The sequence below is a fragment of the Actinomyces sp. W5033 genome (genome assembly GCF_051303165.1).
This window is the reverse complement of the sequence record NZ_JBPPGD010000002.1, coordinates 44,120-67,076: the sequence shown is the minus strand read 5'-3', so window position 1 is coordinate 67,076 and position 22,957 is coordinate 44,120. Positions and strand designations below refer to the sequence as shown.

Sequence of the window (22,957 nt, the reverse complement as noted above, 5' to 3'; positions counted from 1 at the left end):
GCCCAGGGCGCGGTCAGACGGCGCGGCGCTTGAGCTTGCGGCGCTCGCGCTCGGACAGCCCGCCCCAGATGCCGAAGCGCTCGTCGTGCGCGAGGGCGTACTCGAGGCACTCCTCACGGACCTCGCAGGCGGCGCACACGCGCTTGGCCTCGCGGGTGGAGCCGCCCTTCTCGGGGAAGAAGGCGTCGGGGTCGGTCTGGGCGCACAGGGCGCGCTCCTGCCAGGCCAGGGGGCCGCCGTCGGCCCTGTCACCGCCGAAGAGCAGGATGAGCGCGTCGTCGTCGGCCTCGTCGGTCCGCTGGAGCGGGCCGTCTCCGAGGATGTTCCACACGGTGGCGTCCCTTCATCCGGCAGGTGTTACTAGCAGAAGTTACACGGGTGTCACTCGGGTGCGTCAAGCGGAGGCACGACACGTCACCCGTTCGTGATCAGCCGTCCTCTGCCGGCCGCCACGACGGGCGCGCGCCAGGGAGCATACGGGCTCTGGGACCCGGCGCTGGGACCCTGGTGGGCGTGTGCGCGGGCTCTGGTTGAATCCCCGCATGAGCGGTGCCCACGTCTCCTCCCCCGACCCCCTGCTGGACCTCCTGCCCGGCCCCGGCGACCGTGACCGGCCCTGGCTCGTGTGGTACTGCCCCGGTGAGCGCGTCGAGCTCACCGGTCACGTGCTGAGCATGTGGGCGGCCAAGTGCGCCGGGCTGCTGGAGGCCGAGGCCGGGGACGGCCCCCGGGTCCACATCGCCCTGCCCGTGGGCTGGAGGGCGCTCACCTGGTGCCTGGGGACATGGCTCGCGGGAGGCACCGCGATGCTCGGGGCGGCCGCCTGCCTGCCGGAGGCCAAGGTCTCGGTCGCCTCGGCGCCGGAAGGGCTGTCCCCTGGCGCCGAGGTGCAGGTGCTCGCGCCCCGCGCCTCCCTGGCCATGCGCTACGACGGCGAGCTGGGGCCGCTCGTGCTCGACGGCGCCGCCGACGTCATGACGTACCCGGACCGCTTCCCCGCCCTGGCCCGCGCCGCGCACGCCCCGGCGCTCATGGCCGACGACGGCACCTGCCTGGAGCGCGGCGCCGTGGTGTGCGCCGCCCGGCGCACGGCGCCGGTGGCGCCCGGGGCTGTCCTCGTGCGCGCCGGCACCGGGCCCGGCGCGGTGGCCAGCAGCGTCCTCGGGGTCCTGTCCGCGTGGGCGGGCGGGGCGACGGCGGTGCTGGTGGGTGCCACGTGCGACGAGGACCTGGTGGCGCTGGCCGTGCGCCAGGAGGGGGTGCGTCAGGAGTGGGTGCGCCAGTAGGGGTGTCAGCAGCGGGTCATGGCACGTCGGCCTGGACCACGGTCCCGGCACCCTCGACGCTGAGCGTGCGCTCGTGCGCCCCGACGAACACGGCCTCGCCGCGGCGCAGGGCCGTGCTGCCCTCCGGCGTGGTGACAACCACCTCGCCGTCGGTCGCCAGCAGGATGCGGGGCCCGTGGCCGACGACGGCCAGGCGCCCGTCCTCGGGAACGACGGTGGTGACCAGCAGCTCGAAGTCGTCCACAGGGGCGTAGTAGGCGCGTGTGGCGCGTGAGAGGTACTCCGGCGCGGGCCGCACCGGGGGCCCGGCGACGTAGTCGACGCAGGCGAGCATCTGCGGCACGTCGATGTGCTTGTGCGTCAGGCCCGCGCGCAGCACGTTGTCCGAGGAGGCCATGACCTCCACCCCCAGGCCGCTGATGTAGGCGTGCACCGCGCCCGCGGGCACGAACAGGGCCTCGCCGGGTTGGAGGGTCACCGGGTTGAGCAGGAGGGCGGCGGCGATGCCCGGGTCACCGGGGAAGGAGCGGGCCATCTCCATGACGTTGGCGTCCACGCGTGGCGAGGGGGACAGCCCTGCCGCGTGCCGAGCGGCGATCTCCTCGACGAGGTCACCGACCTCCTCGGCTGTGGGGCGGGTGCCGGCGGAGACGATGTCGCTGAAGGCCTGGCGGATGCCGAAGCGGGTGGGGTTCAGGCGCAGGGTGCGGCGCATGCGGCGCGCGAGGGGGGCCTGGAGGTCCGCCAGCACCTCCCAGGCGCGGCGCGGGGCCCGGAAGCCCGCCACGGCCTCGAAGCGGGACAGGGCCAGGACCATCTCGGGCTTGTGGTTGGAGTCCTTGTAGGAGCGCACCGGGGAGTCGAGGGGGACACCCTGGGCGTTCTCCAGGTCGAAGCCCTCCGCCGCCTGGGCGAGCGAGGGGTGCACCTGGAGGGACAGGACCTTGGCGGGGGCGATGACCTTGAGCAGGAAGGGCAGCTGGGGGCCGAATCGGCGCACGACGTCCTCGCCCAGGACACGGCCGGGGGCGGAGTCAACGAGGCAGGCGAGGGTGGGCCCCGAGGCCAGGCGGGTGGGCCCGGCCGGGTGGGCTCCGAACCACAGCTCCGCCCAGGGCTCGCCGTCGGGCTCGGTGCCGAGGAAGGCGGGCACGGCAGTGGTGGAGCCCCAGTCGTAGGACTGGCGCGCGGGTACGAGGCGTTCCATGTGCGAAACCGTAGCCTGGGCGGGGTCCGGGGCCGACGCCGGTGGGCACCGGGGGGTGGCGCGCAGGGGGCAGGCTGTGGGGAGCCACACCCACGCAGTGTCCAGCGTTCGGGGGCTTCTTCAGGGAGACTATCCCCATGCGTGGCATCATCCTGGCCGGAGGCTCCGGCACGCGTCTGAACCCGATCACCCTGGGCACCTCCAAGCAGCTCGTGCCCGTGTACGACAAGCCGATGGTCTACTACCCGCTGAGCACACTCATGCTCGCGGGGATCCAGGACGTCCTGGTCATCACGACCCCGCACGACGCCGCGAGCTTTCACCGTCTGCTGGGCGACGGCTCCCAGCTGGGCGTCAACCTGTCCTACACGGTCCAGGAGGTCCCCAACGGTCTGGCCCAGGCCTTCGTCCTGGGCGCCGACTTCATCGGCTCCGAGCCCGCCGCCCTCGTCCTGGGGGACAACATCTTCTACGGGCCGGGCATGGGCACCCAGCTGCGCCGTCACACGGACCCCGACGGCGGTGTCGTGTACGCCTACCAGGTGGCCGACCCGACCGCCTACGGCGTCGTCGAGTTCGACGCGGACCGCCGGGCGGTGTCCATCGAGGAGAAGCCGGCGCACCCGAAGTCCGACTACGCCGTGCCCGGCCTGTACTTCTACGACAACGACGTCGTCGAGATCGCCCGTAACCTCAAGCCCTCGGCGCGCGGGGAGTACGAGATCACGGACGTCAACCGCACCTACCTCGAGGCCGGCCGCCTCACGGTCGAGGTCCTGCCCCGCGGCACCGCCTGGCTCGACACGGGGACCTTCGACTCGCTGGCGGACGCGACGTCCTTCATCCGCACCATCCAGCACCGTCAGGGGCTCAACATCGGCTGCCCCGAGGAGATCGCCTGGCGCATGGGCTTCATCGACGACGAGGGCCTGCGCGAGCGCGCAGAGCCCCTGGTCAAGTCCGGCTACGGGCAGTACCTGCTCGACATCCTCGCGCGCGAGCGGCGCTGAGGCCAGGGGGCGGCGGACGCGCCGTTCCCCCGCCCTAGACTGTGGACGTCTACCGCCTCCCGAAGGAGCTCTATGCAGCCCGCCGCACCGCGCACGCTGGTCATCATGCCCGCATGGAACGAGGAGCTGGCCATCGGCAGCACCATCCGCGAGCTGCGCCAGGCCGTGCCCGAGTTCGACCTGCTCGTCGTCAACGACGGCTCGACGGACTCGACGGCCCGCGTCGCCCGTGAGGCGGGCGCCCAGGTACTCGACCTGCCGTACAACCTCGGCGTTGGCGGCGCCATGCGCGCCGGCTACAAGTACGCCCTGCGCTTTGACTATGACCGCGCGATCCAGGTGGACGCGGACGGCCAGCACGATCCCGCCGACATCAAGAAGGTGCTTGACGGCCTCGAGCGAACCAACATCTCCATCGGCGCGCGTTTCGCGGAGGCAGGTACGTACACGGTACGCGGGCCCCGGCACTGGGCGATGGTCCTGCTCGCCGGCACCGTCGGGCGCATCAGCCGGACCCGTCTGACAGATGTCACGAGCGGTTTCCGGGCTGCTGACCGCGTCGCCATCCAGCAGTACTGCGACTACTTTCCCTCGGAGTACCTCGGGGACACGATCGACTCCCTCGTGATGGCGGTGCGGTCGGGGCTGACGGTGAGCCAGGTAGGTGTGTCCATGCGCCCCCGTCAGGCGGGCACGCCCTCCTCCCCGCCGTGGAAGGCTGCGGTCTACCTGGTCCGGGCCGTCGTCGCGCTCGGTATCTCGATGACGCGCCGCCCCGTCCAGCGCCGTCACGACGATGAAAGGGGGCAGTGATGCCCATCCAGACCATCTATGTCGCGATCTCGACAATCGTCTTCGTCGCCATGGTCTCGCTCCTGCGCAGCCGCAAGCTGCGAGAGAAGTACGCCATGCTGTGGCTGCTCGTGTCCGTCGCCATCGTCACGCTGGCGCTCGTCCCGCAGCTGCTGAGCTGGTTGGCCGGCGCGCTGGGGTTCCAGGTGCCATCGAACCTGCTGTTCACGCTCGCTATCCTGCTCCTGCTTGGAGTGACGCTGCACCTGTCGCTCGAGATCAGCAGGCTCGAGGACGAGACCCGCGTCCTCGCCGAGAACGTCGCGATCCTCAACATGCTCGTCCATGACCAGCGCCCTGCAGGCACCACGCCCGCTCCTGGGCCGGATGCACACCCCGACGAGTAGCCGCCCCAAACCCCTCATTGTCACGACCAGCTCTGTGAAGGCAGGCCACGATGCTCGACATCATGCTCCCGTTCTGGGGCGAGCCCAGCTACCTGTTCGAGACCGTCGAGGCGGTCCGCAGGCAAACCAGCGGTGACTGGCGTCTCACCGTGGTTGACGACTGCTACCCGGATCCCACGGTGGCCGAGTACTTCGAGCAGCTTGACGACCCCAAGGTGACGTACATCCGTCACGAGACCAACCTGGGTATCACCGAGAACTACGCGTTCTGCCTCTCGAGGGCGACTGCCGACCTCGTGATGCTCCTGGGCTGCGACGACGTCCCCGACCCCGGCTTCGTCGCTCGTGTCCACACCCTCCACCGTCTGTTCCCGCAGGCGGACATCATCCAGCCTGGGGTGCGCGTCATCGACGCCGACGGGACGGTTGTCACACCACTGGCCGACACGATCAAGGCCCTGAGCAGGCCCCGTGCCTCGGTACCACGGCTGCTGGCCGGTGAGGCGCTTGCGGCGTCGCTGCTGCGCGCCGACTGGCTCTACTGGCCCTCGCTCGTGTTCAGGCGCGAGACGGTCAGCCGGCACCCGTTCCGTCCCGGCTTCCCCATCATCCAGGACCTCGCCCTCGTCATCGACGTCATCGCTGCGGGAGGCTCTGTGCTCCTGGACCCGCAGCCGTGCTTCTCATACCGCCGGCACGAGGCGTCGGCGTCAACCACGGCACTGCTTGACGGACGCCGGTTCGACGGCGAGCAGAAGTACTTCGCGCTCGCCCGCTCGATCATGCGGCGCAACGGGTGGCGTTCGGCTGAGCGCGCGGCACGTCTGCACTCGTCGTCTCGGGCACACGCCCTCACACTGATCCCCACCGCCCTCAAGGCTCGCGACACCGAGGCAGTGCGGATGCTGGCCGCCCACGCCCTGCGTCCCTGATCCACCTGGCGGGTTGTCGGGGCCGCGACTGGACGCCGTTCAGGGAGCACTGGAGGCGCCCCGAACGCGTCCGTCAAGCGCCGTGGAGGCTCAGTTCCCCCCACGGGGAGCGCCCACGGGACCAGCGCATCGCGGCACGTTCCACAAGGAGCCAGCTCGCAGTGGCCAGCGCCAGTGTGCACAGCAGCACCACGATGAGCAGCCGGGCAAACCCCCAGTGAGCGCCAACGGACACGAGAAGCAGCTGCGTCACCGGGAAGTGGAAAATGTACACGCCGTAGGAGATGTCATGGACCTTGATCACGCGCGGTGAGGGCAGAACAGCACCGAGCCAGAGAATGAGGTAGGCCATGAACGGTGAGGCGGCCTGTTTTCCGAAGTCCGGAAACACCGCGATGAGCGCGTACGCGATCACCGCGGACACCAGCGCGATCCATGCGCGCATGGGTACCCGGTTCTTCAGGACGTAGATGACCGCGCCTCCCATGAAGTAGGGGAACATGAAGAGGAACAGGGCGAGGCTGCCGTCGCCACCGGTGAGGACGTTGACATGAGCGATGTTGGCGTGGGCCAGCACCGAGACGATGAAGAGGACGACGGTCGGCCACACGCGTTCACGGGTCAGGCGCCACGACATGAAGACGCCAATGACGATGTAGCACATGAACTCGTAGTACAGGCTCCACAGGGAGCCGTTCCACGCGGTCCCGTAGGGCGAGGTCGTCAGTGTCGTGCCGATCGAGTAGCTGCCCATGGTCAGCAGGCTGTTGACCCAGATGTACTGGATAGGCGTCACGGGTGTGGTGAGGTAGCCGTCAATGGTGCCGTTCTCGACGACGTGCGCGATCGGAGCCAGTCCGAACGCAACGAACAGGAGCACGAGAATGTAACCGGGAAAGATCCGCGTGACCCTGTTGATGAGGTAGGTCCCGGCGTTGGACCGGCAACGCGCTCCGGTGATAAGGAATCCGGAGATCGTGAAGAAACCGACGACGGCCCAGCTGCCGACGTGCTGGCCCTGCCACACGACGCCGTCACCGGTTCCCGACAGGATGTGGACGTGAGAGAAGACGACGAGCGAGGCGAGCACCAGCCTGAGCATGTTGAGGGCGTTGTCCCTGCTCCCTAGATCGTGCGGAGCAAAGAGCCGGGTGAGACGCCCTCCGTCCGGCCCGGGCGCAGCACTCACTGAGTTTTCCCGGTGGCTGCCAGGGAGTGCACGTACTCCTCAAGACGTCGCATCGAGTCGCCGGGCACGAACCCTGTGGCCTCGATCTTGGACAGGTCCAGGCTGCTCCTCAGCGGCCGGGGCGCAGTGTCCTCACGACCGACGTAGTAGTCAGCCGTGGTGACGGGACTGACCTCAGCCCGGTCGTGACCGACAAGCTCATAGACGCGCGCAGCGATCTCCCACCAGGAGACGACCGGACCCTCGCCGGAGATGTTGTAGGTGCCGTACTCGGCGTCGCTGGACAGCAGGTGGATGATGCCGGCGGCGAGGTCCGTGGTGAAGGTGAGACGACCGGTCTGGTCATCCACCACGCTCGGCTTGACACCCTGAGCGGCGAGCGCCGCCATCGTCTTGACGAAGTTCCTGCCGTCGCCCACGACCCAGCTCGTGCGCACGAGGTAGTGCCGTGCGATGGCGGTGACGGCAGCGTCACCGCCCGCCTTGGACTGGCCGTAGACGCCTAGCGGGCTGGGAGGCTCGTCCTCGGAATGAGGCTCCTGGGTTCCGTCGAAGACGTACTCACTGGAGACGTGGACCAGCGTCACGCTGTTGTCACCGGCCGCGCGGGCGAGGAGCGCTGGACCGGTGGCGTTGGCTCGCCAGGCGGCGCGACGGCCCTCAACGGTCTCAGCGGCGTCGACGGCGGTCCAGCCGGCGGCGTTGATGATGACGTCGTACTGGGACCAGTCGATGGCGGCCATCTGCGCGGCGTCGGCGATGTCAAACTCGGGCAGGTCGACTCCGGTGGCGGTGAAGCCCGCCGTGGGCAGCTGCCGCATGAGCTCGCGGCCGAGCTGCCCGTTGGCGCCGGTGACGAGCACGCGCCGCCCGGCGGGCGCGGCCGCCGGGAAGGGTGTGACCTCGGCCAGGCGCGGGTGGGCCCGGTCCTTGTCGGAGAGGATCGCCTCCTCCAGCGCGATCGGCCACGGCACCGCGACGGTCTCGTCCGCAAGGTTGAGGAAGGTGTAGCGGGCCTCGGCAGACCAGTGGTCGTTGACGAGGTAGGTGTAGGCCGTGTTCGGCTCGAGCGTCTGGTAGGCGTTGCCCACGCCCTTGGGGACGAAGACGGCCACGGAGGGGTCGATGACCGTGGTGTAGACCGTGCCGAAGGAGGGCCCCTCGCGCAGGTCCACCCAGGCGCCGAAGACCTTGCCGGTGGCGACGGAGACGAACTTGTCCCACGGCTCGGCGTGGATCCCCCGGGTCACGCCGATCTCATCGTTGAAGGAGACGTTGTTCTGCACCGGTTTGAAGTCGGGCAGACCAAGGGCGGTCATCTTCTCGCGCTGCCAGTTCTCCTTGAACCAGCCGCGGTTGTCGCCGTGGACGGTGAGGTCGATGCGCAGGAACCCTGGGATCGGGGTCGTCGTCACGCCTAGCGGCTTCGGGGCCTCGGTCATCTCGTGGTTGTCCTCACATCCTGTGGCTCCGCGAGCGGACCCCGCGGCACCGTGAGTTTATCGTCTGCTAGCGCCGTGGGCTCAGGTGGGCGCGGTGACCATGCCCTCACGCGTCCTCCTCACCCACGACGACGGGGTCACCGGCGGGCGCGCGCCACGTGCCGGCGGAGGTCGCGGAGGTGAGGGCGGTCGTGACGAGCACGGCGAAGGCGCACGAGCACACCGCCAGGAGCGTCATCGGGCCGAAGGGAACGTCCCACCACCACTGGGAAGACTCGTCAAGGTTGAGCGGCCACTGCTCGGGCACGCCCTTGACGTAGCGCATCATGACCGTGTGCTGGGCGATGACGTGGCATCCCACGAGGCACAGCCCGGTCCACACCGCCTGGGGCCGGCTGAGCCTGAGCGGCTCGTCCTTGTCAGCGACCAGCAGCATGAGCAGCGCGGGCGCCAGCAGTGGCAGGACATAGCGCGCCTGGTACGCCTCGATCGGCATGAAGACCCCGGCGGCGTGGAAGACCGCGGGGAGCACGGCGGCGGAGCCGATGAGGACCAACGCCGGCGCCCATGTACGCCATGTCCCGGACCTCAGTGCGAGGAAGACGATGCCACCGGCCGCAAGGATGACAAGCACGAAGGGACTGCGCGTATGCAGCGGGACGTCGCCCCACCCCGGGACCCAGTGCAGGCCCCAGAAGCCCCCGAGGTACTTCGGGATTGTCTCGATCCCCACGAGGAGGCGGTACAGGAACCCGGCACCGATCCCGCCGGGGGCCTCGCCGGGCATGGCATCCGTGCGCCCCGAGGAGAGCATCTCGACCAGGCCCAGGACCCCGCAGACCACGACGGCAGCGAGCTCGGGCCACAGCCCGCGCCGCCAGCGCACGGCGACGAGGAGCGCGACGCCGACGATGAAGAGGTAGAAGGCGGCGTCGTAACGTGACCCCAGGCACATGAGCGCGCCGACGAGCCCCGCTGCAAGCAGACCGACACGGCGGTAACCCTTGGCCCTCGTCGCCAGGTACAGCCCGGCGCAGTACGCGAACAAGCCCGAGACGGCCCACGACGTCGGGTTGTTCGAGGCGATGAAGTACAGCCCCATCGGTGTCCACGACAGCAGCGGCACGAGCCACACCGCTGGCACCTCCTTGCGAGGCGCCAGCAGGACGAGGACCGCCACGAGCGCGACGCACAGGAGCACGTTGAGGACTCGCATGAGGACGGCAGAGAGCTCGACGTCGTGGCCGACGAGGAAGTGGTGCAGCCGGTAGTACCCCACCGGGTAGTCGCCGTCATCGAAGCGGGTCGACCACACGGTGTCGTCGTCGTCATAGCCGACGACGCAGCCGGCGGACTGCGCCGAGAAGACGAAGCAGTGCATGGACGTGTCGGACACGGCCCTCGGGACCCGGATCACCGGCACGCCGTTCAACTGTGAGGTCTCACAGGAACTCTGCGCGGGGCGCGGACACCAGATGCTGCCCAGGTGGTAGTCGTCGTCCGGGGAGGAGGACAACGGGGATGACAGCGACCAGCCGATGCCGACGAGAAGCGTCAGGACGATGACCAGGACAGGAACGGCGGCACGTCGAACCCGCTGAAGTCCAGGCGCACTCGCCGCGCTCACCGAACCAGGTCCGGGACGTTGGCTGGTCCGAGCCTCCATACCCATCGTCTCCTCTCTCTCACAGCGCGCCGGCGCTCGTCACTGTCCGTGGCTGCCGCCCAACGGCGCCACGCCCCTTAGTCCAGCACCGTGACGGTGACCTCGTGGCGCGGACGGCACTGCTGGACCTCGCGCTCAACGGACTCACGGTTGCGCTCAGAGGTGACCACGATGGCGTCCTTGTCCCACGCATCGATCAGGGGGCACAGGATCGTGTCGTAGTACTTCCCATCCCAGTTGGCGTAGGCGTTGATGCGCACGTCATAACTGGTCGGAGCGGAGAACTGGATGAGGAAACGGTTGCGGTCAGCGTCGATGCTCACGCGCTCGCTGTCGCGAATGAAGACGACGGCCCCGCCCTTGTGCTCGTCGAAGACCCGCACGAGGTCCGCGTAGGCCTCGTGGTCGATCTGCGAGGCGGCGGCGATCCACTCGTCGGGCTCGTGGAGGGGCGCGAGAACGTGCCGCCATCCCGCGTAGGCACCCGGTGCGATAACGGAGACGGCGAGCGAGGCAACCGCGAGCGCGTAGGACGCCCCCCGCAGAGCAGCGGCTCGCGGCCCGTAGGCGACAGCGGCCCCCATCGCCTCGATGGCGAGTAGCAGGCCGATGACCGCGACGGAGATCACGATGAGCTTCATCGGGTAGTAGCCCCAGCGATAGTCGCCCGGCGCACGCAGCAGCAGGAGGTACACCACTGCCGCCCACGCGCCGACCGCCAAGAGCGCCAGCCCTCCAACCGGCGCCATGTCGGCCCCGAATCTCGAGAGGGCTCCGTACAGCCCGATGAGAAGCAGGAGCGCGGTCGCGGCGAAGACCAGGCTGTCGGTGACGACGGGGATGAAGGCACCGGGCCCGGCCGACAGGTAGTCGCCGTCCCGTCGCAGTGCGGGCAGGGCGATCCCGAAGGTGTAGCCGCCAGCGGCCAGCCAGGTCGCACCCATGGCGATGACCTCAGCGCGTGTGGGCAGGACCTTCGGCGTGGCGCCCCGCAGACCGACGGCTGCCCTGACAACACGTGCGAGAAGCAGGAGTGCGGGGAGGAGAGCGGCTGGAGACCAGGCCGCGAGACTCACCACGACAACCAGCGGGAGCCAGACCATCGCCTGCCACGGAGTGAGGTACCGGTAGAGGATCCACGCGATAACCACGATGAGCACGATGACCGGGATGTTCATGTAGCCAGCCTGGGAGACCTGCCCCAGGACCAGGCCGGTGTACGGTACCCAACCGACCGCCAGCACGCCAACGACCCTGACCGGCCGGGCCGCAGCGCGCAGCAAGGAGTATGCGAAGGCCCCGACGAACACGCTGATGAGCGCGCACACCACCGTCATCGCAGCGACGTTGCCGACCAGCATCGTTCGCAGCGACGGGTACTCGGTGCCCGGGCCGTAGAACACGGAGGCGATCGCGGCCGTGAGGAAGACCGGCTTGACCTCGGCACCACTTCCCAGCGACCCGTTGTTGTGGATCGTCATGGCCTCGATGGTGTTCATCACCATGTCGTTGCGCATGAAGGGCAGGACGACGCCCCGGTAGAGGACGACGATCCGCGCGACGTCGATCGTCCCGATGACGACCGGGACCAGAACCAGGGCGGCGGCCGACCACCGGGGCCATGCCTGGCGCTCGCGCACCCTCAGCATCAGCCACGCCACGCCGAGCGCGGCCGCGAGGACGCTGAGCCAGAAGACGTAGGCGTGCGTACCCGGCAGGATGACCCCGAGCAGCGGCGCGGCAACGATGACGGTGAGAACGGCCGTCATCGCCTTCGCAGAGTCAGTGAGCATGGTGGGACGCATTCGTCATCCTTCAGGCAGCCGGGACCTACGGGAGCTGTCATCGCCGTGAGCCCGGCCGACTATACCTGCCCCTGTGGCGTCACCCTCGGCAGGCTGCGCCACAGAGTGGCACACCTCATGACACCCATTCGTTCATCTGACGGTCACCTTGAGATACATTTGAACACACATTACCCGGACACGAGATGAACGAGCCTCCATGCCACTGACTTTGACCGAGCCCCAGTTCCAGGTCCTCAACGCCCTGCGCACCGCGACCGGGCCGCTCACCCAGCGCGGCCTCGCCCACACGACCGGATTGTCCCTGGGCACGGTCAACACCCACGTGCGCAAGCTCGAGGCCCTCGGGCTCGTCACGGGCCGATCGCTCACCCCCGCCGGGCTCGAGGCGCTGGCCCCGTACAAGGTTGACAACGCGGTCATCATGGCTGCCGGCCTGTCCAGCCGCTTCGCCCCCATCTCCTACGAGCGCCCTAAGGGGACCCTGCGTGTGCGCGGCGAGGTCCTCATCGAGCGGCAGATCTCACAGCTGCATGCCGCCGGCATCACCGACATCACCGTCGTCGTCGGCTACAAGAAGGAGTACTTCCTCTACCTCTGCGACGCCTACGGGGTGGACCTCGTCGTCAACCGTGAGTACGCGTCCCGCAACAACAACGGCTCCCTGTGGCTCGTGCGCGACCGGCTCGCGAACACCTACGTGTGCTCCTCGGACGACTACTTCACCACCAACCCCTTCGAGCCCTACGTGTACCAGGCCTACTACTCGGCGCAGCACGTGGACGGCCCCACCGAGGAGTGGTGCATCCAGACCGGGCCCGGAGGCCGCATCACCGGTGCCACCGTCGGCGGCGCGGACGCCTGGGTCATGCTGGGGCACGTCTACTTCGACCGCACCTTCTCCTCGCGCTTCCGCAACGTCCTCGAGAAGGTGTACCACCGCCCCGAGACCGCTCCCCTGCTGTGGGAGTCGATCTACCTCGACCACGTCAAGGAGCTCGACATGGTGGTGCGCCCCTACCCCGAGGGCATCATCAACGAGTTCGACTCGCTCGACGAGCTCCGGGCCTTCGACCCTGGGTTCATGGAGAACCTCGACTCCGAGGTCTTCACGCACATCGCCACGACCCTCGGCTGCGAGCCGGGCGAGGTCACCGACTTCTACCCGCTCAAGCAGGGCATCACCAACCTGTCCTGCCACTTCAGCGTCGGCGACGACGAGTACGTCTACCGGCACCCGGGAGCCGGGACGGAGAAGATGGTGGACCGCCGTGCCGAGCTCGAGGCGCTGACCCTGGCCCGCCAGGCCGGCGTGGACCAGACCTTTGTCGCCGGCGACGTCGACAAGGGGTGGAAGATCTCCCGTTTCGTGCCGGGTGCGCGCAACCTCGACGTCACCAACCCCGACGAGCTGCGCAAGGCGATGAGCCTGAGCCGGCACCTGCACGACGCGGGCGCGCGCATGAGCCGGTCCTTCGACTTCGTTGAGGAGGGGCTGCGCTACGAGGCCCTGCTCGCCGCCCACGGCCCGATCCAGGTGCCCGGCTACCACGAGCTGCGGGACAAGGTCCTGCGTCTCAAGGCTCACGCCGACGCCGACGGGTTCCCCCAGGTGCCGAGCCACAACGACTTCTTCCCCCCGAACTTCCTCGTCGCCGAGGACGGTCATATCGACCTCATCGACTGGGAGTACGCCGGCATGTCCGACGTGGCCGCCGACTTCGGCACGATGGTCGTGTGCACCGAGCAGATGGACGAGGAGCTCGCCGGGACCGCGCTCGCCTACTACTTCAAGCGGCCCCCCACCGCTGCCGAGCAGCGTCACTTCTGGGCCTACGTCGTCCTCGCCGGCTGGTGCTGGTACGTGTGGGCCCTGCTCAAGGAGGCCGAGGGCGACGACGTCGGCGAGTGGCTGCTCATCTACTACCGCTACGCCGTCAACTACGTCGATGACCTGCTGACCCAGTACGAGAGCGAGAACTGACCCATGCGCTACGGCATCTTCTCCGGGGCCCTGTGGGGCCTGGACACCGTTATCCTCGGCATCGCCGTCCTCCTGGCGCCCTTCCTGGGGGCCGCACAGGCCCCGCTGGCCTCCGCCCTCCTCCACGACCTCGGGTGCGCACTCATCCTGCTCGTGTACATGGCTGCCCGCCGCCGCCTGGGCGACACGCTGGCGGCGCTGCGCACCCGCTCGGGCCGGGCGGTCATGGGGGCGGCGCTCCTCGGCGGCCCCGTGGGGATGACCGGCTACCTCATCGCCATCAACAACATCGGCCCGGGCTACACGGCGATCATCTCCACCTTCTACCCGGCGGTCGGCACGCTCCTGGCCTTCCTGCTCCTGGGCGAGCGCATGCGCCCGCGCCAGGTCCTGGCTCTGCTCGTGGCGCTGGGGGCCATCATCATGATCGGCTGGGGCTCAACCGGTGCCGTCGAGGGCGGCTCCGCGGTGGTCGGCGTCCTCGCAGCACTGGCCTGCGTCGTCGGATGGGGCTCGGAGGCAGTCATCCTCGCCTGGGGCATGCGCGAGGACACGGTGGACAACGAGACCGCCCTGCAGATCAGGCAGACGACCTCCGCGCTGACCTACCTGCTCGTCGTCGCGCCACTGGCCGGGGTCCTCGGTTTCACCACACGGGCAGCGCTGACACCCGCCACCGGGCTCGTGGTGCTGGCCGCCCTGGCGGGCACCGCCTCCTACCTCTTTTACTACAAGGCGATCAGCACCATCGGCGCCTCTCGCGGCATGGCGCTCAACATCTCCTACTCGGCCTGGGCAGTGCTCTTCGCCCTCCTGCTGCAGGGAACGGTCCCCACCCCCATGCAGGTGGTGTGCTGCCTCGTGGTCCTTATCGGCACCGTACTGGCGGCGACCGCCGACTGGAGCGACCTCGGACTGCGTCGCACGGTGGCGCACTGACCGGGGCGCGAGGCCGAGGACGCCGCGTATATTGCTCAGCAGACCACCCCCTTGAGAAGGATCCTGAGATGCCTGCAGACGCCGTTGACGACCCCGAGCTCCTCGCTCGTGTTCACGTGCTGCTGCTCAAGATGCTCAAGGACCTCGACAGCACCTGCCGCACCCTGGGTATCTCGTACTCCGTGTACGGGGGGACGATGATCGGGGCCGTGCGGCACCAGGGCTTCATCCCGTGGGACGACGACGTCGACGTCCTCATGACCCGTAGCGACTACGAGCGCTTCCTGAACGAGGCCCCTGCGGTCATGGGTGATGAGTACCGGTTCGACAACACCCGGTCCCTCGCCGAGTACCCCTACATGTTCACCAAGCTCGGGCTGGCCGGCACCCTGTTCGTCCCGGAGTTCGCCAAGGACGCGGCGTACCGGATGCCGATCTGCCTGGACGTCCTGCCTCTGGACACGGTCCCTGACGACGAGCGCGCCTTCCGCGCGCAGAGCCGCGCGACCTGGCTGTGGGGCAGGCTGCTGTACCTCACCGGCACGCCCACGCCGATGCTCATCAACACGCACGGGCTCAAGCGCCTCATGATCCACACCGCGACCGGTCTGGCCTACTGGACCCTCAGGCTCCTGCGGGTAACGCCCAGGCGCCTGCAGGAGCGCTTCGACGCTGCGGCGCGACGGCATGAGGGCACCCCGACCGACCGGTTCACCGACTTCTCGATGCGTGACCCGCAGCGCTGGGTCGTCACCATGTCAGAGATCCAGCCGACGATCGACACCAGTTTCGAGGACGCGGTGGTCCAGATGGCGCCCGGTTATGACGCGATGATGCGTCGCACCTACGGCGACTACATGCAGCTGCCTCCCAAGGACGAGCGCCGTAACCACAAACCTCTTGAGATCGACTTCGGATCCTATGACGTCTGACACCCGCGCCCCTGCCGACGGGCACCGGGCAGGCAGAGACTACCTGTGGAACACCGCCTCCTCCCTCATGGTGTCGCTGTCAACCGTCATCCTGCTCCTCGTCGTCACACGCCTGGCGGGCCTGGAGGCGGCGGGCACCTTCTCCCTCGCCTTCGCCGTCGGCCAGCAGTTCCAGACGCTGGGGATGTACGAGGTCCGCACCTACCACGTCACTGATGTCAGGCACGACATCGCGTTCGGCTCGTACCTGTCCACGCGCGTCGTGACGGTGGCACTCATGCTCCTGGGCATCGCCGGCTACGCAGTGGCCACCGCCACGGTCGGTGCCACGGCCCTGGCCGTCTTCCTCGTCGCCGCGCTGCGGGCGCTGGACGCCTTTGAGGACGTCTTCGTCTGCGAGTTCCAGCGCAACGGCCGTCTCGACCTGGGGGCCCGGGCCTGCTTCGTCAGGTCGCTGGGCACGACGGTCGTCTTCAGTGTCGCGCTCGCGCTCACCGGCGGTCTGGCCGTCTCGGCCGCCTCGGCCCTCATGTGCTCCGTCCTCGCCACGGTGGTGCTCTACCTGCCGCCGGCGCGCGGCCTGTTCAGCGTGCGCCCGAAGTGGTCGGCCCGGGGCATCGGCCGTCTCCTGGTGTCGTGCTTGCCGCTCTTCCTGTCCGCGTTCATCTCGATGTACCTCGCCAACGCCCCGCGTTTTGCCATCGACCACTACCTTGACGCGACGGCGCAGGGCTACTTCGCGATCATCTTCATGCCCGCGATGGTCATCAACCTGCTCTCGCTCATGGTCTTCCGCCCGCTGCTGACGACGATGGCCACGAGCTGGGCCTCCGGTGACCGGCACGGGTTCCGCGCGATCATCCGGCGGGGAGTGGTGGTCTGCGGGCTCGCCTTCATCGTCGTCGCGATCGTCTCGGCCGTCGCGGGACCGCAAGTCCTCCAGCTCGTCTACGGCAAGGATGTCTCCCACCTCCTGACCGAGCTGCTGGTGCTCGTCGCAGGCGGCGCGATGAACGCCATGTCGGTCATCCTGTACTACGCCATGACGACGATGCGTCGCCAGGGCCTCGTCCTCGTCGGGTACGTCGGCGCAGCCGTCGTCATGTCCGTGTGCGTCGTCATCCTCGTGCCCCACTGGGGACTGCTGGGGGCCTCGTGGTCCTACCTCATCGCGATGAGCGCGGCCACGGCGCTGTTCCTGGTCTTCCTCGTGCTGACCGGGCGTCAGCGGGTGAGCGGGAAGAGGATCGCGTAGGTCACGCTCGCCACCGCCAGCAGCACGAGTGTCCTCCTCGCGGCCACGCCCTGGCAGCGCTCCACGGTGGGGATGAGCATCATGGGGATGAGCACCATGATGTAGCGGGGAAGCACGATGACGGCGGCGTTGAAGACGACCGCGAACATGATCTGCATCGCCGGGCCGATGCAGACGAAGGACACGAGCACAGCCCACGCCTGGCAGCGGCGAAGCGTCGTCGTGGTGACGTCGAACATCGCCGTCGCGATGATGGCGGCGAGCACGCCCCACAGGAGGAACGAGGGGAACACCGACCACGGCGCGGCCGCCCCGGTACCACCGTCGATCCCTGCGAACACTCCCAACAAGGCGTCGTCCAAGGAGTACAGGTACTGCGTGAGCGAGCCCGTGGGCTCCGGGTCGAGGGTCGGGCGTGAGGGGTCGTCATGGCCGAGGTAAGGCCGTGCCGCCAGCCAGGCGACGGAGAAGACCAGGGGGACGATGAGGACGCTGACGAGCCGCAGCACGGCCGCAGGCCCGGAGCGTCCCGCCAGATCGGGCACGCCTCGCAGCCCGGGTCCTGCTGGCGAACGGGTGGCGACAACGTGGTAAAGGGCGAGGAACAGTGCCGCTGCGGCAACAGCGAAGACGTTCTGGAGCTTGACCGTGCCCAGGACACTGCCGAGGATGACCAAGGGCAGCGGCCCGACCTCGCCACGGGCGTACAGGTACGCCGCCAGGGCGATGAGGGAGCCTCCCAGGAGGTTGAGGGCATCGGGGGTGATGTACGCGTTCGTCCCTCGGAACACGGGCATGGCGGCCACTAGGCAGGGCAGCGCCGCAACCAGGGACCACTGCGCCCCCACGCGACGCACAAGCACTCCGCAGGCGACCATCCCGGCCCACAGCCACAGCAGGCTGGTGAGCCTGCCCGATGTGAGGAGCTCAACGCCGAGCGCCTTCTCAATCGGCCACGACATCCACGAGGTGAGGAAGTAATAGACCGGTGAGTGCACATCACCAGGGGTGAAGCCGTTGACGAAGGTCTGCGCGTCGGAGATGTGCGTGCCGCAGGTCCCTTGGAAGATAACCGTCTCGGGCGCCGTCCCGACGCCTCGGCAGGCGGCGAGCTGGCGCGCGTACTGGTCGGTCTTGAGCCCGTTGACGACGATGACGCCCCGACGTGCCTTGTCAACGGCGTCTACGTAAGTGAACTCGTCGATGGGCGACAGGGCGGAGTGAACGGCCATAAACCGGATCGTCAGCCACGAGGCGACGAACGCGTAAAGCACCGCCAAGGCACCCCAGCGCGCCCGTGCCCCGCTGCGCAGCGCACCCGGTGCTCGAGCACCGACGACTCTCGTTGCAGCTCCCACCGTCACTTACCCATCCCTTCCGAAGCAGCGGCCTGTCCGTCCCGGTCGAGACGTCGTGGCCACACCACCGGCCAGGACGGGCCGTGACCAGTGCTGCCACCCGCGCCGTGCATGATCCTCACGGGATCCTACCGGGGCGATCCCCCGGTCCTGGCGTGGAGCGCCTCACGGCGCTCAGGACCGGCGTGCAGCCAGGGCAGCCTCATACGCCTCGACGTGCGAGCGGGCCGAGGCCCGCCAGGTGAACTGCTCGCTCACGGCACGCGCCTGGGCCGCGTCGCCGAGGGCCGCGCGGCGGGCCGGGTCGGCGTCGAGCTCGACGAGGGCGCGAGCAATGGCCTGGGCGTCCAGCCCGCAGTAGGCGACCGCATCACCGCCGACCTCGGGCAGGCTCGTCTCACGGGTGGTTAGCACCGCCGCGCCGCAGGCCATCGCCTCCAGCACGGGCAGGCCGAAGCCCTCCGCGACCGAGGGGTAGGCCAGGACCTCGCAGCCGGACAGGAAGCCCGGCAGGTCCTCCAGGGGCAGGTAACCGGGGCGAAGCACCGTCATGTGGGACGGCACCGCCGCCAGCGCGGGCTCGATGCCCTCGTCCCAGCCCTTGCCCCCGGCAAGGACGAGAGCAGGTGGCTCGTCATCGTCATGGAAGGCCCGCACCCAGCCCTCGATGAGGTTCGGGACGTTCTTGCGCGGCTCCAGGGTGCCCAGGAAACCGATGTAGCGCCGTCCCGCCAGTCCCAGGCTGGCGGCGACGCGCTCGCGCTCGGCGTCGTCCACGGGGTGGAAGACCCGCGTGTCAACCCCGTGGTAGGCGACGTGGAACCTCGAGGCGTCACCACCAACGAAGCGAAGGGTCTCGTCCCGGGTGGCGGCCGAGGGTACGACGAGGGCGTCCGCGCCGCGCACCGCACGCCGGATCGCCGTCGTGAAGAAGACCCGCTTGAGGCGGGTGTGCGCCTGGGGGTGGGAGAAGAAGGTGGCGTCGTGCAGCGTGACGACGACGGGCACCCGGTGCGCCGCAGGGTAGGTGTAGTGCGGTGAGTGCAGGACGTCCGGACGGATCCGGTCGATGAGCGCCGGCAGGCCGGTCTGCTCCCACACCAGGCGCGCGCCGCGGTTGGTCAGGCGAGGCGGTACCGGCAGGAGCAGAGCACGGGGGACCTTGGCCTGGAAGTGCTCGACGTCGCGCTCCTGGACGGCCATGGCCAGCCTCACCCCGGCGTCGATCAGCTCGGGCACGAGGTCGTCAACGTAGCGGCCCACACCGCCCAGGTTGGCGGGGATGGCGGTGGCGTCGAGCAGGACCTTCATGCTTCTCAGGTTACCGGCAGCGCGGCACACCCGCGGTCTCGGCCGGCCCCGTATCCTCGCCCCATGACCAGTGACACGAGGACGGCGCACGGCCCGAGGGTCGCCATGGTCGTCGAGCAGCTGTGGCAGCCGGTTCCAGGCGGGTCAGGCACCTACGTCATCGAGCTCGCCCGTGCCCTGCGTGAGCGCGGGTGCCGTGTGGCCGGTCTGACGGCCGCCCACGCCTCGTCCCCGTCCCCCGCTGAGGTCGGGCTACCGACGTCCGTGCGGGTGCGCGGCGCGCGCCTGCCACGCACGGCCCTGTACGAGTCATGGAACCGTCTGCGCCTGCCGCGGGCGGAGTCCGTCCTCCCGGGCGCAGAGGTCGTCCACGCCACCACCTGGGCGATCCCAGGCACACGCCTGCCGCTGGCCGTCACCGTCCACGACCTCGCCTTCCTGCGCTCCCCGGAGCACTTCACCCGGCGGGGCACCTCCTTCTTCCTGCGTTGCCTGGAACGCGCCACGGCCGAGGCCGACGTCATCATCACTCCTTCCCAGGCGACGGCGGACGACTGTGTGGCCGCCGGCATCGAGGCCGGCCGGATCGAGGTCATCCCCCACGGCGTGCGGACCCTGGCCGTCACCGAGGAGCAGGTGGCGGCTTTCCGCGCCGACCACGGCATTGATGGCGAGTACGTCCTGTGGACGGGCACGCGCGAGCCGCGCAAGAACCTCGTGGCGCTGCTGCGAGCCTTCCGCACCCTTGCCGCCGACTACCCGGGGCTGGAGCTCGTCCTGGTCGGGCCGGAGGGCTGGGGGGACGACGCCGAGGAGCGCGGCGCCGCGGAGGAGCTCGCCGGGCGCGTCCACGTCACCGGCCGCTTGTCCGACGCGGACCTCGCCGCCGCCTACACGGGTGCTCGGGCCTTCTGCTTCCCCTCTCACTGGGAGGGCTTCGGGCTGCCTGTGCTCGAGGCGATGGCCTACGGCGCCCCGGTGGTCACGAGCCGGGGCACGTGCATGGAGGAGGTCTGCGCTGACGCGGGGCTCCTGGCCCACTCGACCTCCCCTGAGGAGATCGCCCGTCAGCTGGCACGTGCCATCGGACCCGCACACGACGAGCTGCGTGCCGCTGGCCTGGAGCGGGCAGCGGCCTTCACGTGGCAGGCCTCGGCATCGGCCCATGAGGCGGTCTACACGTCCCTGGCCAAGGGCACACGGTGAGCCGCCCGACGGCGCGGGTCGTCCTGGTCAACTGGCGCCGAGCAGACCTGACCCTACGGGCGGCTGGCTCCGTCCTGCCCCAGCTCGGGGCCGGCGACCAGCTCATCGTCGTGGACAACGCCTCCGGTGACGGCTCGGCCGAGGTCCTGCGGGAGGCGGGGCTCGAGGTCGTCGAGACGTCGGAGAACCTCGGTTTCGGGGCGGGGGTCAATGCGGGCGCAGCAGGGATGAGCGAGGACGTCCTCGTCCTGCTCAACAACGACGCCGTGGCCGAGGAGGGGTTCCTCGACGCCCTCACGAGCCCCTTGGACGGCTCACGTCCTGACCTGGGGGCGACAACGGCGCTCATGCTGCTGGCGGGCCGGTGGCGCCCGGCCTCCGCGCAGGAGGAGGCTCTGACCCGTGCCGACGGCACCCGCTGGGCACGGGTGGAGCAGGCCGCCGCTGCGGCCGGCGAGGGGGTCCTGCTCGTCAACTCCACGGGCAACGTCGTCGATGCCTCAGGTAACGGGCAGGACCGGGACTGGCTCGTGCCGCTGGACGAGCTCGACTCCCCTGAGGAGGTCTTCGGGGTGTGCGGGGGTGCCTGCGCGGTGCGCGCTGACCTGTGGCGGCGGCTGGGAGGGCTGCGCGAGGACCTGTTCATGTACTACGAGGACACGGACCTGTCCTGGCGCCTGCACGAGGCCGGCTACCGGGTGGCCTTCGTGCGCGACGCCGTCGTCCACCACGAGCACGCGGCATCCTCGGGGACCGGATCGGAGATGTTCGTGCGGGTCAATGCCCGTAACCGGGTACTCGTGGCAGTCGAGCACGCGCCTGCTCGCGTAGCCGTTGCGGCACTCGTACGCACGGGCGCACGGGCCCTGCGCTCGGGTCTGCGCGGCCCCGGCGCCTCCGGCGCTGGCCAGGCGCTGCGGGCGCTTCCCTCCGCGCTGGCACGCCGGGCGCGCCGGCACCGTGCAGGCGGAAGGCGCTGGCCGTCGTCAGTGCGTGCGCGCTGATGCGGCGCGGCTGGGGACCTCCACCATAGGCTGCTCGGGAAGGAGCCTCTCGAAGGACGCGCCGAGCGCCAGGACGCCTCCGGACTCCTGATCGGGACCGGGGACCACGTCGAAGGCGACCGACTTCTGAAGGGCGTCAATGATCCCGCCCAGGTGAGGCGGCTGGATCGATGCCGACACCACGTAGGTCTCCGGCCGCAACATGAGGCGCGGGATGTACACGTCGACACTGCCCTTGCCAGGTTCGATGCGCTCAGGCTGGAAACCTGCGTCCAGGCCGTGCAGACCCCACACGACAAGACCCTCCTGCGTGTCCACGGACACCCCGAAGACGGGCCTGTTGACCCTCTGGTCGGCGTGGTAGTGCAGGCGGATGATCATCTCGTCACCGGTGAGGAAGCGCCCACAAGGTCTTCCGTCGCCCCGGAGGATCTCGACACGGTCGATCTGGGCTTCACCGGAGCCGAACCGTGTGCCGCCGCCAGCGACCAGCGCCGCCCCGTTTGCCTTCTCCGCGTATGCGTCGATGAGCCCGGCCGCCGCCCCGACTCCCTGGAGGCGGCCGTGGTCGAGCCATGCGGCCTCGTCGCAGAAGGTGCGCATCTGCTCCAGCCCGTGGGAGACGACGACGACGGTGCGCCCGTCGGCGCGGAACTCGGCGAACTTGCTCATGCAGCGGTTCTGGAACTGCATGTCGCCCACGGCGAGAACCTCGTCGACGAGGAGGATCTCGGGCTCGACGTGGATCGACACGGAGAAGCCCAGGCGCACGTACATGCCCGAGGAGTAGTTCTTGACGGGCTGGTCAATGAACTCGCCGACTCCGGAGAAGTCGACGATGTCATCGAACTTCGCGTCGATCTCCTTGCGCCTCATGCCAAGGATCTCGCCGTTGAGGTAGATGTTCTCCCGCCCGGACAGCTCAGGGTGGAAACCGGATCCGACCTCGAGCATGGCCGCCATCCGTCCGCGGGCGGTGATGGTGCCGCCGTCGGGGGTGAGGATCTTCGCGATGCACTTCAGCAGCGTTGACTTGCCCGAGCCGTTGTGCCCCAGCAGGCCGAAGGTCTTTCCTTCGGAGATCTCGAAATCGATGTCCCTCAGCGCCCAGAAGTCCTCGTAGGTTCCGCGGCCGCGCTGCAGGAAGGCCCCCTTGAGGGACTGGTTGCGGTTCTTGTAGATGCGAAAGCGCTTGGAGACGTCCGAGACGGTGATCGCTGCCGGTGACATGG

The 22,957-nt window shown here is 69.2% G+C and carries 20 protein-coding genes; 11 read left to right on the top strand and 9 right to left on the bottom strand.

Going from position 1 to position 22,957, the window contains the following annotated elements; all coding sequences use genetic code 11:
- Nucleotides 1–13 precede the first annotated feature (13 nt).
- Nucleotides 14–268: a WhiB family transcriptional regulator gene (locus ACSJJR_RS01835; protein WP_435941965.1), complete on the bottom strand. Its 255-nt coding sequence runs from the start codon at nt 266–268 to the stop codon at nt 14–16.
- Nucleotides 269–542: 274 nt separating this feature from the next.
- Between ACSJJR_RS01835 and ACSJJR_RS01830 the strand changes: the two genes are divergently transcribed.
- Nucleotides 543–1,286 carry a TIGR03089 family protein gene (locus ACSJJR_RS01830; protein ID WP_435941820.1) on the top strand — a complete coding sequence of 248 codons (744 nt, stop codon included), beginning with the start codon at nt 543–545 and terminating at the stop codon, nt 1,284–1,286.
- 16 nt (nt 1,287–1,302) lie between these two features.
- Here ACSJJR_RS01830 and manA read toward each other — a convergent pair whose 3' ends face one another.
- Nucleotides 1,303–2,493, bottom strand: a complete 1,191-nt coding sequence (gene manA / locus ACSJJR_RS01825) for a mannose-6-phosphate isomerase, class I (RefSeq protein WP_435941819.1) — start codon at nt 2,491–2,493, stop codon at nt 1,303–1,305.
- Nucleotides 2,494–2,630: 137 nt separating this feature from the next.
- On the opposite strand from manA, the gene rfbA reads away from it, so the two are divergent.
- The 4 genes from rfbA to ACSJJR_RS01805 all read left to right on the top strand — a co-directional run bounded on the left by rfbA (nt 2,631) and on the right by ACSJJR_RS01805 (nt 5,634).
- Nucleotides 2,631–3,503 carry a glucose-1-phosphate thymidylyltransferase RfbA gene (gene rfbA / locus ACSJJR_RS01820; RefSeq protein ID WP_435941818.1) on the top strand — a complete coding sequence of 291 codons (873 nt, stop codon included), beginning with the start codon at nt 2,631–2,633 and terminating at the stop codon, nt 3,501–3,503.
- 72 nt (nt 3,504–3,575) lie between these two features.
- Nucleotides 3,576–4,316: a glycosyltransferase family 2 protein gene (locus tag ACSJJR_RS01815; RefSeq protein ID WP_435941817.1), complete on the top strand. Its 741-nt coding sequence runs from the start codon at nt 3,576–3,578 to the stop codon at nt 4,314–4,316.
- A complete protein-coding gene (locus ACSJJR_RS01810) occupies nt 4,316–4,702 on the top strand; it encodes a DUF2304 domain-containing protein (protein WP_435941816.1) in 387 nt (128 codons plus the stop codon). Before ACSJJR_RS01815 ends, ACSJJR_RS01810 begins: the two co-directional genes overlap by 1 nt.
- Nucleotides 4,703–4,752: 50 nt before the next feature.
- Nucleotides 4,753–5,634: a glycosyltransferase family 2 protein gene (locus ACSJJR_RS01805; protein WP_435941815.1), complete on the top strand. Its 882-nt coding sequence runs from the start codon at nt 4,753–4,755 to the stop codon at nt 5,632–5,634.
- A gap of 73 nt (nt 5,635–5,707) precedes the next feature.
- Here ACSJJR_RS01805 and ACSJJR_RS01800 read toward each other — a convergent pair whose 3' ends face one another.
- The 4 genes from ACSJJR_RS01800 to ACSJJR_RS01785 form a co-directional block, all read right to left on the bottom strand.
- Nucleotides 5,708–6,736 (bottom strand): acyltransferase family protein, encoded by a 1,029-nt coding sequence (locus ACSJJR_RS01800; RefSeq protein ID WP_435941814.1) that lies wholly within the window; start codon nt 6,734–6,736, stop codon nt 5,708–5,710.
- 83 nt (nt 6,737–6,819) lie between these two features.
- Complete coding sequence (locus ACSJJR_RS01795) at nt 6,820–8,265, bottom strand: sugar nucleotide-binding protein (RefSeq protein ID WP_435941813.1); 1,446 nt, start codon at nt 8,263–8,265, stop codon at nt 6,820–6,822.
- A 106-nt stretch (nt 8,266–8,371) separates the two neighbouring features.
- On the bottom strand, nt 8,372–9,931 hold the full coding sequence (locus tag ACSJJR_RS01790) for a DUF2142 domain-containing protein (protein ID WP_435941812.1): 1,560 nt from the start codon (nt 9,929–9,931) through the stop codon (nt 8,372–8,374).
- A gap of 77 nt (nt 9,932–10,008) precedes the next feature.
- Nucleotides 10,009–11,724 (bottom strand): hypothetical protein, encoded by a 1,716-nt coding sequence (locus ACSJJR_RS01785; RefSeq protein WP_435941811.1) that lies wholly within the window; start codon nt 11,722–11,724, stop codon nt 10,009–10,011.
- Between the two features lie 211 nt (nt 11,725–11,935).
- Here ACSJJR_RS01785 and ACSJJR_RS01780 point away from each other — a divergent pair, with 211 nt between their 5' ends.
- The 4 genes from ACSJJR_RS01780 (at nt 11,936) to ACSJJR_RS01765 (ending at nt 16,846) form a co-directional block, all read left to right on the top strand.
- The gene (locus ACSJJR_RS01780; protein WP_435941810.1) at nt 11,936–13,720 is read left to right on the top strand and encodes a phosphotransferase; all 1,785 of its coding nucleotides are present in this window, start codon (nt 11,936–11,938) and stop codon (nt 13,718–13,720) included.
- Nucleotides 13,721–13,723: 3 nt separating this feature from the next.
- A complete protein-coding gene (locus ACSJJR_RS01775) occupies nt 13,724–14,659 on the top strand; it encodes a DMT family transporter (protein WP_435941809.1) in 936 nt (311 codons plus the stop codon).
- 68 nt (nt 14,660–14,727) lie between these two features.
- Entirely contained in the window at nt 14,728–15,591 is an 864-nt protein-coding gene (locus tag ACSJJR_RS01770; RefSeq protein WP_435941808.1) for a LicD family protein, read from the top strand.
- On the top strand, nt 15,581–16,846 hold the full coding sequence (locus ACSJJR_RS01765; protein ID WP_435941807.1) for a lipopolysaccharide biosynthesis protein: 1,266 nt from the start codon (nt 15,581–15,583) through the stop codon (nt 16,844–16,846). Before ACSJJR_RS01770 ends, ACSJJR_RS01765 begins: the two co-directional genes overlap by 11 nt.
- On the opposite strand, the gene ACSJJR_RS01760 is transcribed toward ACSJJR_RS01765, so the two are convergent.
- Together ACSJJR_RS01760 and ACSJJR_RS01755 are read right to left on the bottom strand one after the other, a co-directional pair.
- On the bottom strand, nt 16,816–18,078 hold the full coding sequence (locus tag ACSJJR_RS01760) for a hypothetical protein (RefSeq protein ID WP_435941806.1): 1,263 nt from the start codon (nt 18,076–18,078) through the stop codon (nt 16,816–16,818). The two genes, ACSJJR_RS01765 and ACSJJR_RS01760, sit on opposite strands and share 31 nt — an antisense overlap.
- 300 nt (nt 18,079–18,378) lie before the next feature.
- Nucleotides 18,379–19,515: a glycosyltransferase family 4 protein gene (locus tag ACSJJR_RS01755; protein WP_435941805.1), complete on the bottom strand. Its 1,137-nt coding sequence runs from the start codon at nt 19,513–19,515 to the stop codon at nt 18,379–18,381.
- A gap of 63 nt (nt 19,516–19,578) precedes the next feature.
- Between ACSJJR_RS01755 and ACSJJR_RS01750 the strand changes: the two genes are divergently transcribed.
- The gene (locus tag ACSJJR_RS01750) at nt 19,579–20,721 is read left to right on the top strand and encodes a glycosyltransferase family 4 protein (protein WP_435941804.1); all 1,143 of its coding nucleotides are present in this window, start codon (nt 19,579–19,581) and stop codon (nt 20,719–20,721) included.
- A complete protein-coding gene (locus ACSJJR_RS01745; protein WP_435941803.1) occupies nt 20,718–21,725 on the top strand; it encodes a glycosyltransferase family 2 protein in 1,008 nt (335 codons plus the stop codon). The genes ACSJJR_RS01750 and ACSJJR_RS01745 overlap by 4 nt, the downstream gene beginning before the upstream one ends.
- Here the strand turns inward: ACSJJR_RS01745 and ACSJJR_RS01740 are convergent.
- On the bottom strand, nt 21,708–22,955 hold the full coding sequence (locus tag ACSJJR_RS01740; protein WP_435941802.1) for an ABC transporter ATP-binding protein: 1,248 nt from the start codon (nt 22,953–22,955) through the stop codon (nt 21,708–21,710). The genes ACSJJR_RS01745 and ACSJJR_RS01740 overlap by 18 nt on opposite strands.
- Nucleotides 22,956–22,957 lie beyond the last annotated feature (2 nt).